The 15,682-nt window shown below is 43.6% G+C and carries 12 protein-coding genes; 9 read left to right on the top strand and 3 right to left on the bottom strand.

What is annotated here, in order from left to right; genetic code table 11:
* Window positions 1-3 precede the first annotated feature (3 nt).
* From GSF13_RS21375 to GSF13_RS21365, 3 genes are all read right to left on the bottom strand, one after another.
* Entirely contained in the window at window positions 4-552 is a 549-nt protein-coding gene (locus GSF13_RS21375; protein ID WP_211867032.1) for an ECF-type sigma factor, read from the bottom strand.
* A gap of 60 nt (window positions 553-612) precedes the next feature.
* A complete protein-coding gene (locus tag GSF13_RS21370) occupies window positions 613-849 on the bottom strand; it encodes a hypothetical protein (RefSeq protein ID WP_211867030.1) in 237 nt (78 codons plus the stop codon).
* A gap of 275 nt (window positions 850-1,124) precedes the next feature.
* A complete protein-coding gene (locus GSF13_RS21365; protein WP_211867028.1) occupies window positions 1,125-4,550 on the bottom strand; it encodes a PAS-domain containing protein in 3,426 nt (1,141 codons plus the stop codon).
* A gap of 411 nt (window positions 4,551-4,961) precedes the next feature.
* Between GSF13_RS21365 and GSF13_RS21360 the strand changes: the two genes are divergently transcribed.
* From GSF13_RS21360 to phoB, 9 genes are all read left to right on the top strand, one after another.
* The gene (locus GSF13_RS21360; RefSeq protein ID WP_010607553.1) at window positions 4,962-5,225 is read left to right on the top strand and encodes a DUF4212 domain-containing protein; all 264 of its coding nucleotides are present in this window, start codon (window positions 4,962-4,964) and stop codon (window positions 5,223-5,225) included.
* Window positions 5,226-5,236: 11 nt separating this feature from the next.
* Window positions 5,237-6,961, top strand: coding sequence for a sodium:solute symporter family protein (locus tag GSF13_RS21355; RefSeq protein ID WP_010607554.1), 1,725 nt, complete (start codon window positions 5,237-5,239; stop codon window positions 6,959-6,961).
* A gap of 90 nt (window positions 6,962-7,051) precedes the next feature.
* Window positions 7,052-8,890, top strand: a complete 1,839-nt coding sequence (locus GSF13_RS21350) for a DUF294 nucleotidyltransferase-like domain-containing protein (protein ID WP_010607555.1) — start codon at window positions 7,052-7,054, stop codon at window positions 8,888-8,890.
* 3 nt (window positions 8,891-8,893) lie between these two features.
* The gene (locus GSF13_RS21345; protein WP_174169715.1) at window positions 8,894-9,511 is read left to right on the top strand and encodes a 3'-5' exonuclease; all 618 of its coding nucleotides are present in this window, start codon (window positions 8,894-8,896) and stop codon (window positions 9,509-9,511) included.
* Between the two features lie 109 nt (window positions 9,512-9,620).
* Window positions 9,621-10,631 (top strand): erythrose-4-phosphate dehydrogenase, encoded by a 1,011-nt coding sequence (epd, locus tag GSF13_RS21340; RefSeq protein ID WP_010607557.1) that lies wholly within the window; start codon window positions 9,621-9,623, stop codon window positions 10,629-10,631.
* Window positions 10,632-10,758: 127 nt separating this feature from the next.
* The gene (locus GSF13_RS21335; RefSeq protein ID WP_211867026.1) at window positions 10,759-11,937 is read left to right on the top strand and encodes a phosphoglycerate kinase; all 1,179 of its coding nucleotides are present in this window, start codon (window positions 10,759-10,761) and stop codon (window positions 11,935-11,937) included.
* A 198-nt stretch (window positions 11,938-12,135) separates the two neighbouring features.
* Window positions 12,136-13,200 (top strand): class II fructose-bisphosphate aldolase, encoded by a 1,065-nt coding sequence (gene fba / locus GSF13_RS21330; protein WP_010607559.1) that lies wholly within the window; start codon window positions 12,136-12,138, stop codon window positions 13,198-13,200.
* A 528-nt stretch (window positions 13,201-13,728) separates the two neighbouring features.
* Window positions 13,729-14,682: a porin gene (locus GSF13_RS21325; protein WP_010607560.1), complete on the top strand. Its 954-nt coding sequence runs from the start codon at window positions 13,729-13,731 to the stop codon at window positions 14,680-14,682.
* Between the two features lie 301 nt (window positions 14,683-14,983).
* On the top strand, window positions 14,984-15,673 hold the full coding sequence (phoB, locus tag GSF13_RS21320) for a phosphate regulon transcriptional regulator PhoB (RefSeq protein ID WP_010378755.1): 690 nt from the start codon (window positions 14,984-14,986) through the stop codon (window positions 15,671-15,673).
* Window positions 15,674-15,682 lie beyond the last annotated feature (9 nt).

Here is a 15,682-nt window from a genome sequence, read left to right as displayed (position 1 = left end):
ATTTTACGCATTTACCCTGATAAAGGCTTTTGCGGCTTTGAGCTCTCTATAAACAGTCGCTGTTGAAATATTAAGTTGCTGAGCCAATTGTTCAGGCTCAAGGCCCAAAAAATAATGCTGTGAAAAAATATCTGCTTTTGTTGGGTGTTGTTTCGCAAGCAGTGAAAGGGCACTATCTAGTGCTAGATATTGGTCAGGAGGTGCCTCTGTAGCTTCTTCAACCCAATAAGTTGGTGGTGTTCTCTTTTGTGCTTTTAATTTGCGAATTTCATCTCGTAGCATATTACGTACAAAAAGGCTTAGGTAGCGATTAAAGTGTGTCTTATGCTCAATGCCATAGCTTGGAGGGATCAATTCCATTAAGGATTGGTGCAAGAGGCAGGTAGTATTAGGCAAATGGCTTAGAATGAATGTCGCGTCCATTTGTTTCTTGTGTGCTTCAAGGTGTAAACTACACACGGTTTTTAAGTGGTTATAAACTAAGGCTTTAAGCTTTTTCTCACTTTCTTTGCAGCCTCTTTGCCAATCGGCCAGCAGTGCAATGATATCCATGCGCATTCCCTATCTTGTTATTACTTCATTATCCTAGCAACAAATAGGTATCAAATGTAATTAATTTCTAGCTGGCAGAAAAAATCTCACAGGTTTTTCGTTAAGACGATTTTTGTCAGACAGTTCAACAGTGAAGCTATCACTTAGGTGTAACTGCATCGCAATGAAAGCACGTAAAGAACCGTGTTGCGTTACTTTAAAGGACCGAGGAGGGATATCCAATAGATTTACGTTGAGTTGTATTGCTTTGAGTTTGCTATTGGCGGGTTGTGGCTCTGATGATTCATCTTCAGACATTCCAAATAATGATAATTCAGGGGATAAGACCACTGGTAGAAGAGATTTCGGATGTGACTGTTGATGAGTTGTTTATTGCACAGCACAAGAGCCAGTTTAGTTTAGTGATGACTGTGAAGGGAGAGATTTTTATACAGCCGAATAAGTTAGCGACGTCGTAGAAGCTGAAAATCAATTACTGGCACTGGCATCACACTAGTTCTTGCTTAGCTTTACAATAATGGTAAAGCTTTGATATCCGCGACTAAAGCCTAAGTTTACTTAGGCTTTTTTGATCACCGTCCATGATTGAGCAGAGCTTTGAGTTTTGCTGGCTTTACTGGCTTAGACAGGTAATGGATCTGCTCACTTTTAGCGGCGATTTTTACTTCTTCATCCCTCACGGCGGTAATTAAAATAGCAGGAATCGTATTCTGCCAAACGGTGCGTAGCGATTTGATCAAAGAGATCCCATCACAGTTATCGTTAAGTTGGTAATCCATTAAAATAACATCAGGTGCGGGATTGTGTTTTGCGTAAGCAAGCGCGTCTTCTACTTTGTAAAACAGCTGATAGTGGCAATGCCATTTATCTAGCAGGCTCGCCATGGCTTCTAGGTTTTTCGGGTCGTCATCAACCGCGATGACATTAAGTTGAGTTTTGCTTTGCGGTTTTTGGCTAATATCTTCTTTTACTTGGAGTAAATCCACATTGCCATAGGGTATGTCTATGGCAAAGCGGCTGCCTTGATTGACAACCGAGTTCACTGAAATTGTGATGGATAAGAGATCGCATAGACGTTTTACAACACCAAGCCCAAGCCCAATACCTTTATTATCGCCTGCTTGAATACGATAAAAATCGTTAAAGATCTTATTCTGCTCATAGTTTGAAATACCTGGACCGGTATCCCATACTTCAAGCCTTAAACTATGTTTACGGCGTCGACAGGCGATGAGCACTTTGCCGCTGTCGGTATATTTAACGGCATTGGAAACCAGGTTTTGAATGATCCGGCGCAGGTAAGTGGTGTCGCTGTGTACAATGCTGTGGGAGCTTCTTACCTTAAGTTCGAGACCTTTCTCTTTTGAAATGATGGCATACTCATTTGCCAGTGGTAATAAGATATCATCAATGTTGAAGTGCCTAGGAGTGGGCTTCATTGCACCTTGCTCAAGTTTTGCAATATCCAAAAGCGCGCTCATCAGGTGCACGGTGGAGTCTAGGCTATCGGTGAGTTTTTCAAAGTTACCCTGATCTTTACTTATTAGATTGTGGGTATCAATCGCTGCTAAGTACAGGCGTGCGGCATTGAGTGGCTGCAAAATATCATGACTGGCAAGCGCTAAGAAGCGGGTTTTACTCTCATTTGCTTGTTCTGCTTCTTTTTTAGCGGCCATTAGTGCCTGCTCTGTTTCGTGACGATTGGCTATTTCCGCTTTAAGATCCATATTAATGGTGCGGATCTCTTGGGTTCTGGCTTCAATACGGTTCTCTAGATCCATATTGATTTCTTCCAGTGCGTTTTGCGTCGCAATATGCGTGGTGATATCTGAAAAACTCGTCACAAACCCGCCTTCAGGAAGCGGGTTTCCCGTCATCTCAAATACTTGGCCATTACGGCGGTGGCGAATAAAGTGGTGAGGAGTGCCATTTTTCAGATGTTGAACTCGTTTATCGACGTGTTTATCAATTTCTCCAGGTCCGCATTCACCGCGCTCGGCGTTAAAGCGGATCACTTCCTCTATCGGTTGTCCTACTTCTAAGAAACCATCTGGGTAGGCGAACATCTCGTGATAACGCCTGTTCCATGCAACAAGTTTTAGATCTTTATCAACAACTGAAATCCCATGGCTTAGATTTTCTAATGAGGTATAAAGTAGGTTTTGGTTGAACTGTAGTGCTTGTGTGGTTTCATCAAAAAAGTTAACCACCTCTTCAAATGCCATTTGGCGACCCGATGACACGGTACGGATCAGAGCTTGGGCAGATGAAGCACCGAGCACCCCCGTGAGTGCGCGCTCGCAGAATGAGATAAATTCAGGGGCTGGGTATGCGTCATTATCTTCTAAAATATTATTTTGAGCATAGTGCCCGAGCAGTTGCTGACTGCGCTGAACGCCCAAGAAGGTTTGTAGCAGCACTTTAAAGTCATACACGGTAGCGCGAACTTGTTTATTCAAGCGTTTAGAGAGCGCAGCCTGATCTTTAGGGTTTACGAATGCCGCGGCCTGAATACGGTCGATTAGGCGCTCCTGTGCGCCGATAGAAAAGCTAATATAGCAACTAATGTTGGCGAGCAGTGCAAGTAAAGTTCCTCGGGTGATAAGGGTCTGGCGCATTTCGTAATCAAGTAATCCTCCAGCTTCCAGAATTGGAAACATAAGAAATAGCATCCAGCAGATAAAACCTGCGATGAGCCCCGCATATACGCCATACGCATGGCCTTTGCGCCAATAAAGTCCACCGACAATTGCAGGCAATAGCTGAGTCACCAATGAGAAGGCAACTAACCCCATATTTGCGAGTGCTTCACCATGACCAAACCATTGCTGGTACATATATGAAAGTAATAAGATTGCGGCGATAACAAAGCGTCGGACTAAGAGTATTTGACTCTTAAAACTGCTGTTAAGAATGTTCTTCTTAAATTTACGCTTGAACAACAGAGGCAATACCACATCGTTTGATAACATGGTACTAAGTGTGAGAGTCGCAACGACTATCATGGCCGTTGCCGCAGATAAACCGCCGATAAATACAAATGTAGCTAGGATCGGATGCTCCATCATGATAGGTAAAGCGAGTACGAAACTATCCGGTGCCGCACCATAGCCAATATCGGGGTGGATAGCGGCGGTAGCGATTGGGATGATCATGGCTGCTATCAATAACAAGTAAAGCGTAAATGCCCAACGTGCGGTTTTTAAGTGTGAAGTATTGTGGTTATCTACCACCACAACATGAAATTGTCGGGGCAAACAGACGATGGCAGCCGCTGCCATAAGCGTTTGTCCAACGAAGTTGAAGTTAAAGAAGTCAAAAGATTGCCAATGTTCGCTCAATGCTTCAAATGAGTCTGGAACTTGAGCTAAAGATTGCCATGCAAGCACGGCAACAATACCGAGTGCGAGTAGTTTAACGATAGATTCAAAAGCAACGGCCAACATCAACCCTGAGCGATACTCAGTCACATCTACCTTTCTGGTGCCAAAGAAAATCGCAAATAATGCCATGATCAAGGTGCCAGCTAATGCGAGCGCAGTGCCAGACACTTGCTCATCCTGCTGTAATAACAAAAAGCTACTACTCAAGGCTTTGAGCTGGAGCGCAATATATGGAATGGTTGCCAATAGGGCTATCATCGTTACCATGACGGCCGTAGTTTGGCGTTTACCGTATCGTGCCGAAATGAAGTCGGCAATGGTGGTGATATTCTGCTTTTTACTGACCAATATGAGTTTGCGCAAAAACCCCTGACCGAACAAAAACAGTAAAATGGGCCCCAAAAGAATAGGGAAGTAATGCCAGCTACTGGTGGCCGCAGTACCTACCGAGCCGTAATAAGTCCAAGAGGTACAATAAATCCCTAAGGAAAAGGCATAAACAAACGGATGATGACTAATTTTGAGTGCGCGGGGGGTGGTTTTATCTCCCCAGTTGGCGAGCCAAAAAAGTACACCAATATAAGCAGCGGCAACAAGGAGTAAAATGGCAGTCATAATGTTTGTTATAGTTTTTGGGTATTAATATCGTCATACTTTAGCAAACAAATGGCACCCATAGTCTAGTTTACTCTATAATTTTATTTGAGCTTTACATGTGATTTAAAATCAAAGTGTTAGAGTTTTCTTTGGTGAGTAAAGACGTTCATTCACCATTCAAGTTAGACTAATGTCTTACTGTCGCATCCACTCATTGAAAATACATCTTCATCCAACCTGTTTTGACTTATCTTTTTGTTTATAAAGACTTTTTAATTCTTATGAATATCACGCATCTGCAGTTTACGTAAACGTTAATTTGCCGTTACGACTAAGGTCTCAATTTCAACTTACCAAGCCGTTGCTACTCTCATTAAGGTCTATTAACACAACTTGCTCCATGTTGGAGCGGGTGATAGGAGATTTAAAATGGCTTTTAAAAGTGAAGAACAAGCGAAAGCATATTGGTCAGAAAATCTCGCCTTGATGTTTAAGCTACTCGCTATTTGGTTTGTCGTTTCATTTGGATTCGGCATCCTGTTAGTTGATGTGCTCAACGAAGTTCGTTTTTTTGGATTTAAACTCGGATTTTGGTTTTCTCAGCAAGGCGCAATTTATACTTTTGTTGCGTTAATTTTTGTCTACGTTTCAAAAATGAATGCGTTGGACAAAAAATACGGCGTGGATGAGTGAGGAGCTAATCGATGGATGTTCAAATTTTAACTTTTATTATCGTCGGCCTTAGTTTTGCGCTCTATATCGGTATCGCTATCTGGGCGAGAGCTGGGTCCACGAATGAATTCTATGTTGCTGGCGGCGGTGTACCTCCTGTTGCAAACGGTATGGCAACTGCTGCAGATTGGATGAGTGCAGCGTCCTTTATTTCAATGGCGGGGATTATTTCCTTCGCTGGTTACGACGGCGGTGTTTACCTCATGGGGTGGACCGGCGGTTATGTATTACTTGCCCTGTGTTTAGCACCTTATTTGCGTAAATTTGGTAAGTTCACGGTACCAGATTTTATTGGTGATCGTTACTATTCTCAGGTTGCACGTGTGGTTGCGATCCTGTGTGCTATCTTCATCTGTTTTACCTATATTGCTGGTCAAATGCGTGGTGTTGGTGTGGTGTTCTCTCGTTTCCTCGAAGTGGATATTGAAACGGGTGTTTACATCGGTATGGTGATTGTATTCTTCTACGCGGTACTTGGCGGTATGAAGGGGATCACTTATACACAAGTTGCTCAGTATTGTGTACTTGTCTTTGCTTATTTAGTTCCTGCTATTTTCATCTCACTGATGATGACGGGCCATTTACTTCCACAAACCGGTTTTGGCGCTACGTTGGCTGATGGCTCGGGCACCTACCTACTCGACAAGCTAGATGGACTTAGTACCGAGCTCGGTTTTGCGCAGTACACTGAAGGCTCTAAGAGTATGGTTGATGTGTTTGCTATTACCGCTGCACTTATGGTTGGTACTGCTGGTCTGCCACACGTAATTGTTCGCTTCTTTACCGTTCCTAGAGTAAAAGACACTCGTATTTCAGCCGCTTGGACCTTAGTGTTTATTGCTATCGTATATACAACTGCACCTGCTGTTGCGTCGTTCGCTCGCGTAAACATGATCGACACTATCAACGGTAAAGATGGTAGTGGCACGGTATATGAAGAAGCACCACAATGGGTGAAAAACTGGGAAAGAACGGGCCTTATCGTATTCAATGATAAGAACGGTGATGGCAAAATGCAGTACTCTGCAGGCAAGATTGATGATCCTGCAAGTGCAAACGAAGTGAAGATTGACCGCGATATTATGGTATTGGCAAATCCAGAAATTGCGAATCTACCTGCCTGGGTGATTGCATTGGTCGCTGCGGGTGGTATTGCTGCGGCGCTCTCGACAACCGCTGGTCTGCTACTGGTTATTTCAACATCAGTATCACACGACTTGTTGAAGCGTACCATTAAGCCGGATATCAACGATAAACAAGAACTGCTAGCCGCGCGTTTAGCAGCGATGGTAGCGATTGGGATCTCAGCATATTTTGGTATAAACCCGCCAGGGTTTGTCGCCTCGGTGGTTGCATTTGCCTTCGGGTTGGCTGCGGCGAGTTTCTTCCCTGCAATTATCATGGGGATATTCTCTAAGCGAATGAATAAAGAAGGTGCGATTGCCGGCATGGTAACGGGTATAGGTTTCACTGCGGCTTATATTATTTACTTTAAGTTTGTTAGCCCTGAGCTAAATGCCCCTGCAAACTGGTTGTTTGGGATTTCTCCTGAAGGGATTGGTATTGTAGGTATGCTAGTGAACTTCGTTGTAGCTGCACTGGTTATGAAGGTGACTGCGGATACACCTGAAGAAGTCAAAGTGATGGTTGATGGGATCCGTAACCCTAAAGGGTCTAGCGCTGCTCACGCACACTAAGCAATGCTAATCGAATTTGCCCAGCCAGCGTGCTGGGCAAATTTGTTTTTGATAGTGCAAAATTGTAGACGATTAAAAGGACAGTTAGGTATGACGCCAGAAATTCAAGATGTCTTTCAGTTTGTTTATAAACAAGCCCCGTTTTCTGAATTGCCCGAAGCGGCTGCCAGCTACTTTTCAAAACATATCGAAATTGTTTATCTTAGCCAGACGAATCAACAAGATTGGCTTCAAGATGGCAAGCCAAATCTATATCTGCTGCGCTCAGGTGTGGTTGATCTGATCTCTGCAAAAGACGAAGTCATTGGTCGTATGAGTGAGGGAGATTACTTTGGTTATCCTTCTTTATTAACCGGTGATGCCATTCAAAATCGCATCGAAGTTCAAAAAGATGGCTTGGTTTATATTCTCAATGAGCAGAACTTTGATTTTTTGCGCCGAGAATATAAACCTTTTGAGCAATACTTTGTTAGAGCACATGCTAACCGACTACTTTCTTCTCGTTATAAACAGCAAAGCGAAACTTGGTCAGAGCGGAAAATATCTGAGCTAATGACTAAAGACGCGGTTACTATCGCGCCGACAGCGAGTATTCGTGACGCTGCCAAATTGATGAGCCAGCATCGTGTTTCATCAATTATGGTCACGGAGCAAGCGCGCTTGGTTGGCGTTGTGACGGATAGAGATCTGCGCAATCGAGTTCTAGCGCAAGACAAAGATCCCAGTGCTCCACTTGCTGAGATCATGACGGAAAAGCCAAAACATATTTTCGAAAACAATCGTGTGTTTTCGGCCCTGCATTTAATGCTTAAGCACAATATTCATCACTTGCCTGTGTTAAATGAAGCATATAAACCACTGGGCATGCTGACTAGCACCGATCTGCTGAGACAGCAAAAAAGTGATCCGGTGCAACTTATTGGCAGGATCTATAAAGCACAAAATCTTCTGGCTATCAAAAATTGCGCTCAGGAGATCCCGGATCTATTGCGTCAATTTTCCTATCATATCGAAGATATTTCACTGATTGGCAAGCTACTAAGTGGCCTCACTGATGCGCTAACATCAAGATTAATCTATTTATATCAACAGCAGCACGGCGCCGCGCCATGTCGTTTTGCATGGATCTGTTTTGGCTCTCAGGCACGAGAAGAGCAGACCTTACATTCAGATCAAGACAATGGTTTATTGCTACCAGACAATATCAGCGAAAACGATAGTTGTTATTTTGCTGCTTTAGGCGCGTTTGTCTGTGAGCAACTCAACGAGTGCGGTATTCAATCTTGCCCAGGAAATATCATGGCTAGTAATGCAGACTGCCGTGGCACAGTTGCCCAGTGGACCGCCAAATTTAGCAAGTGGATCTTGTCTCCTACGCCAAAAGCGATGCTTAATTGCAAGATCTACTTTGATATGCGTTTTATTGATGGCGCCAGCGATCTCTATGCGACCCTGCGCCAATCTTTGGATCAGATCAGTCGAAACGAGCTGTTTTATGCGGCAATGGCGACAGACATCAACGCAAATTCGGTACCGATCGGGATATTTCAACAATTTAAGCTGGAAAAAGACAAGAGCAAACATAAGTATTTAGATCTGAAAAAACGTGGGGTTGCCATTATCAACGATGTGGTTAGGTTGTATGCGCTAAAGGTTGGGGTTGCAAGAGCTAACACATTAGAGCGCCTAGAGGCGCTGACTAAAAGCCCATTACTTGCTAAGTCGGATATCGACAATCTAAAAGACTGTTGGCGATTCTTAACACAATTGCGGTTAAAGACTCAAATCAACCGTGAAGGATTACCAGGAAATTGTATAAACCCAGAAAATCTCTCTTCTCTTGAACGCCATCAACTCAAAGAAGCATTTTATTTAGTAAAACAAGCACAGCAGGCGAGTGCGTTTAAGTTTGCTCGAGGGAGTTTATAAGCAATGAACTGGTTTTCTCACTCAGTTGCTAAGTGGCGCTATAAACATCTGCCGTTTGCGCAAGCCGAGTTGGTGGTGCTTGACCTTGAGCTCACAGGTCTTGATCCTAAGCGCCATGAAATTGTGTCGGCTGGTTGGTTGCCGATTAAAAATATGCGGATCCAAGTGAAAGATGCACAGTATCATTTGAACAGTGAGGTGCAATCGCTTGCACAGAGTCCAGTTTTCCACGGTATTGATAGTAGTCGATTGGCTGACGGTGAGTCCTTACAAACTCTGTTGCTGGCGCTTCAGCGCACGCTCCACGGTAAAGTGTTGGTATGTCATAACGTACAGATGGATTGGGCGTTTCTTAAGGCGGCATTTCAGCGCTTTGAGCTAAACGTAAGACCTGCCTTGCTGTTAGATACCATGCAGATAGATAAGCGTCGTGTGTTAAAGCAAGGCTATCCGCTGGCGCAAGATGCGTTAACACTAAACGCTTGTAGAATGCGTTATGGTTTACCTCCTCACCAATTGCATGATGCGCTTAGCGATGCTTTAGCGACAGCGGAGCTACTGTTGGCGCAATCTCTGGCCATCTGTGCCGGTGGTAAATGTAAAATTGCGGATTTAACTTGAGTTAAAAAATTGCCCTAGCCTCTTACACATTTCACTCAGGTCGATTACAATAGCGCCATCAAAACGAAGGGGAACTTTCGTACTTGCGACTTCATGGATTTTCAATTTAATGACAATCAAGCTTGCAATTAATGGCTTTGGTCGAATAGGGCGTAATATCGTAAGAGCACTCTATGAGTCGGGTCGTCACCACGAAATACAAATTGTAGCCATCAATGAGTTGGCGGATCCTAAAGGGATCGCGCATCTTCTAAAATACGATACCTCACATGGGCGTTTTGCTTTTCCAGTTTCGTTAACAGAATCTTTTTTGGAAGTAGCTGAGGATAAGATCCAGTTATTTTCAGAGCCAGATCCAAGTCACCTGCCTTGGCGTGCGCTGGATGTTGATGTGGTGCTCGATTGCACTGGCGTCTATCATTCTCGTCAGCACGCACTTGCGCATATTCAGGCTGGGGCAAAGAAAGTACTGTTTTCACACCCCGCGGATGCTGATGTTGATGCGACGGTGATCTTCGGTATCAACGAAGAGATATTGTTACCTGAGCACACCATTGTGTCTAACGGCTCATGTACAACAAACTGTATTGTTCCGGTAATTAAAGTGCTAGACGATAAGTTTGGTGTTGAGTCCGGTGCTATTACGACTATTCACGCCTCTATGCATGATCAACAAGTGATTGATGCTTATCACAGTGATTTGCGGCGTACGCGTGCGGCAAGCCAATCCATCATTCCTGTTGATACTAAGCTGGCTCGCGGTATTGAGCGTATTTTACCTAAGTTTCAAGGTCGTTTTGAGGCGATCGCGGTACGGGTGCCAACAATCAATGTTACGGCGATGGATCTGAGCGTTACGCTCAATGAAAATGTCACAATTGATGCGGTAAACTCGGTTCTAAAGCAGGCCGCTGGTGGTCGTTTAGAAGGGGTATTGAGCTACACTGAAGAGCCGCTAGTATCGGTTGATTTTAATCACGATCCACATTCTTGTATTATAGATGGTACGCAAACTCGAGTGAGTCACAAGCGCTTGGTTAAGCTGCTAGTTTGGTGTGATAACGAGTGGGGTTTTGCTAATCGTATGCTTGATACCGCTTGCGTGATGATGCGTGGCTAATCATTTGTTTCAGACGCTGTTATAATCAAATTGTCTGCACAAAATTAAAACAATAATTCAAACCGAGGTAGCAAACGATTGCTGCCTTGTAGATAACAAAATGTATCGTTCTTTAAGGAGATGTCCAATGTCAGTCATTAAGATGGCGGATTTAGATTTAAACGGCAAGCGTGTGTTGATCCGCGAAGACCTAAATGTGCCAATTAAAGATGGCAAAGTCGCGTCGGACGCGCGGATCCGTGCTGCACTACCTAGTATCAAATTAGCGCTAGAAAAAGGTGCTAAAGTGATGGTGATGTCTCACCTTGGTCGTCCAACCGAGGGAGAATATGATGCACAATACTCCATGCAGCCGGTTGTGAATTATCTTAATGATGCGTTATCTCAAGATGTACGTTTAGTGACTGACTATCTAGACGGCGTGGATGTACAAGACAATGAAGTTATCGTATTCGAAAACGTGCGTTTTAACGTTGGCGAGAAGAAAGACGATGAAGTACTCGCGAAAAAACTAGCTGCGCTTTGTGATGTCTACGTGATGGATGCCTTTGGTACTGCGCACCGCGCACAGGCTTCAACACATGGTGTTGGCTTGTACGCAGAGGTGGCTTGTGCAGGTCCATTGCTTGCAGCTGAACTCGACGCGCTTGGTAAAGCACTAGATAACCCAGCTCGTCCTTTGGTGGCCATCGTTGGCGGCTCTAAAGTATCAACTAAACTAACCGTGCTTGATTCATTGTCTAAGGTTGTTGACCAACTCGTTACTGGTGGTGGTATTGCGAATACTTTCATTGCTGCAGCGGGTAACCCTGTCGGTAAGTCGCTGTACGAAGCGGATTTGATCCCTGAAGCGAACAAGCTAGTGGCCGCTGCTAGAGCGAATGACGGTGATATTCCTGTTCCGACTGATGTGGTTGTCGGTAATGAGTTTTCAGAATCTGCAGTTGCTACCATTAAAGATGCGAGCGAAGTTTCAGACGAAGACATGATCTTCGACATCGGTCCTGATACTGCAACTCAACTTGCCGAGATCATTGCAAATGCTGGCACTGTGGTTTGGAATGGCCCAGTGGGTGTATTTGAATTTGATCAATTTGGTAATGGTACTGAAGCGATTGCCAATGCTATCGCTAAGTCGTCAGCATTCTCAATTGCTGGTGGTGGCGATACGTTAGCTGCTATCGATAAGTATGGTGTTGAGCAAGATATCTCTTATATTTCTACAGGTGGCGGTGCTTTCCTTGAATTTCTTGAGGGTAAAACGCTTCCTGCGGTCGCCATGCTTGAGCAGCGAGCTAGAGACTAAAATTGATTGAGGTAGCGTTAAGCTGCCTCTTAATATCAGGTAAACATCACTCTCTCACATACTTGATGTTTGCTTGACGACGCGTAGCGTCCGGTTAGCCAACAAATAAAGTGGTTAACTTCATCAGCGTTGGCTGGTGTAAACATATTATCCGTTCAAACCGATAGCGGTGGCTATCAACAATTGGAGAAAAGCAATATGGCTTTAATCAGTATGCGTCAACTTCTCGATCATGCAGCTGAGCATGGTTATGGCGTTCCTGCATTCAACGTGAATAACCAAGAGCAAATGCGTGCGATCATGGAAGCTGCGGACAAGACAAATAGTCCGGTTATCGTGCAAGGTTCTGCTGGTGCACGCAAATATGCTGGTGCACCATTTATCCGCCACATGATTTTAGCGGCTGTAGAAGAATGGCCTCATATTCCAGTTGTAATGCACCAAGATCATGGTACTTCACCTGCTGTATGCCAGCGCTCAATTCAACTTGGTTTCTCATCAGTCATGATGGACGGCTCTCTAATGGAAGACGGTAAAACGCCTTCAAGCTACGAGTATAATGTGGACGTTACTCGTCGTACTGTTGAAATGGCGCACGCTTGTGGCGTGTCTGTTGAGGGCGAGTTAGGTGTACTTGGTTCTCTTGAAACCGGTGAAGCTGGTGAAGAGGACGGTATTGGCGCTGAAGGTAAATTAACAGAAGATCAGCTACTGACAGATCCTGAAGAAGCTGCAGACTTCGTCAAGAAAACCAATGTAGATGCGCTTGCTATTGCATGCGGTACATCACACGGTGCTTATAAATTTACTCGTCCACCAACGGGCGATATCTTAGCAATTAACCGCATCAAAGAAATCCACGCTCGTATTCCTGACACTCACTTAGTAATGCATGGTTCGTCTTCAGTACCGCAGGATTGGTTAGCAATCATCAATGAGTTTGGTGGCGAAATCCCTGAGACTTACGGTGTACCGGTCGAGCAAATTGTTGAAGGTATTAAATTCGGTGTTCGTAAAGTTAATATTGATACTGATCTACGTTTAGCATCAACAGGTGCTATTCGTCGCCACCTTGCGCAAAACCCAAGCAATTTCGATCCTCGCAAATTCTTAGCGGAAGCGACGAAAGCGATGACTGAGATCTGTGTTGCGCGCTACGAAGCGTTTGGTACAGCTGGTCAAGCTGCTAAGATCAAGCCAATTTCACTTGATGATATGCACTTGAGATATCTAACTGGTGAGTTAGATCCTAAAGTGAAATAACTTACGGATCAAAATTTGACTAAGTAAAATTGTGCATCGCACGCTGATACTTCAAAAAGCCTCTGAAATAGAGGCTTTTTTGTATCTGATCCTTGATTGAAAGCCAATGTTTAATAGGGTTTGCAAGGTGAAAATACACTTGGACCGCCATTTTACTAGCGAGGTAAATAGGGATCAGATCTTTACTAACAAAGATCATTGTTTAACTAAGTAGATATATTTCAAAACCTCAGATCAATAAGTTAGCCTCGCTTAGATCATTTTTATACCAACGTGATCCAGTGTTAAGTAGTAAGAGGTTAGTAAGAAAATGATCTTGGGGACGATCTTGTTAGTAAAAATCTGATCCTGACTATGGATGATCCCTACCAGTTAATAAAATACTGATCCCGGAGTCAGTTTCTTGATCTCCAGCTAAAAGTGTCTAACTTTAACAATACGAGATCTGTTCGCTACCTCCTCTCTGTCTGGCCTCAGCATCTCAAACCTTGTTGTACTGCGCCCAAATACTATCCAAGGTGATCAAAGATGAAAATGAAATACCTACCATTTGTTGCTCTAAGCCTTTGCTCTATGAGTGTTTGTAGTTATGCAAACGAAGCTGTATCTCTATACGGTAGAGCTCATGTCGGGGTGCAAAACTCTGATAAAGACGGTGATAGCGATACTTCAATTGAGAGTTATAACTCTCGCATGGGGTTAAAGGGATCGACAAAGCTGCAGGATGGGCTTGAGGTCTTTTATAAATATGAATTCCAAGTTGAGATCACAGATCAAGACAAAGATGGTAAGTCAGGTGATAACCTTACAGCACGCTCTCAGTATCTTGGGGTTAAAGGGAGCTATGGTCAGCTCCTGATCGGCCGTGATGATACACCGATGAAAAAGTCGCAAGGCAAAGTGGACTTAATGAATGACTTTTCTGGTGATATTAATTCGTTCTTTGTTGGTGAAAATCGCCTTGGTGACACCGTGCAATATACAACTCCGGCGATCAATCATTTGCAGTTTACAGTGAGTTATATTGCCGAAGACAACAGCAAACAAAACGGTGAAGATGGCTTATCTTTGTCGGCAAGTTACGGTGATAGCAAACTCAAAAAAACCAATGTATATGTTGCTGTTGCTCACGACAATAAAGTTGCGGGACAAGACATTAATCGCGTGACGGTACAAGGAAAACTAGGGGACTTTAAACTCGGCGGTATGTATCAACAAAATGAAGCGATTGATAGTGATGAGGAAGTAGATAGCTTCATGGTGAGTGCTGCTTACCAGATTGAGTCATATACCTTACTGGCTCAATATCAAGATTCGGATGGGGCTGCAGGTAAGCTGAAAGACTCTGGCAATGCAGCCTCAGTAGGTGTGGAAAAAAGTCTAAGTAAACAAGCTCGTATGTATCTTTGGTATTCGAAATTTTCTTTGGATAACAACGAAGATCACAACACGATGGCGGTCACATTGAGATATGACTTTTAATTTACAAAGGCGTAAGGCTATTTACAAAAAGCATGCTGATTTTGCGGTGAATTGCAGCATAGTTTTTGTAGTATGGTTTGGAGATCGTAGTTCATATTTCGAAAACACTATTTTGAGACCAATATTTTAGTATAAAATATATTTAAAATCATATTATTACAAATAAATAAGGTATTCCCTTTGTAGCCAAAAAAGAGATTTTTTTGGCTTGTTTTGCGTTTACACGTTACACTTTCATAAAAATGTCACAGTTAGTCATAATAATGACATCAACAACGTCGGTAACGAGAGAACATTGGGAATGTCACGTAAAGTACTTGTAGTTGATGATGAAGCACCTATCAGAGAAATGTTGGTGTTCGTACTAGAGCAAAATGGTTTTCAAGCAATTGAAGCGGAAGACTATGATTCAGCAGTTGCTGCTATGGTAGAACCTTATCCAGATATGGTGCTACTAGACTGGATGCTGCCAGGAGGCAGTGGTATTCAAATTGCTAAAAAGTTTAAGCAAAGTGAATATACCCGTCAGATCCCAATCATCATGCTAACGGCAAGAGGTGAAGAGGAAGACAAAGTTAAAGGATTAGAGGTTGGTGCGGATGATTATGTGACAAAGCCTTTCTCTCCTAAAGAGCTAATGGCTCGTATTAAAGCGGTAATGCGTCGAGTTTCACCGACGTCGCTAGAAGAAGCGATAGAAGTTCACGGATTACGTTTAGACCCTATTTCTCACCGAGTGACATCTGCGGGCACTGAGTTAGATATGGGGCCGACAGAGTTTCGTTTATTACATTTCTTCATGACACACCCTGAACGTGTTTATAGCCGTGAACAGCTGTTAGATCACGTATGGGGCACTAATGTGTACGTTGAAGATCGCACTGTAGACGTTCATATTCGTCGCTTACGTAAAGCTATCGCACCGCTTGGCCACGATCGCTTAGTGCAAACCGTACGTGGTGCAGGTTACCGCTTTTCGAGTAAACTGTAATTAGTATTC

Origin of the sequence: Pseudoalteromonas sp. M8 (genome assembly GCF_018141365.1) — a bacterium.
Taxonomy (GTDB): domain Bacteria; phylum Pseudomonadota; class Gammaproteobacteria; order Enterobacterales; family Alteromonadaceae; genus Pseudoalteromonas.
Note: the sequence above shows the minus strand (reverse complement) of the source record. Positions and strands in the feature narration are given on the sequence as shown.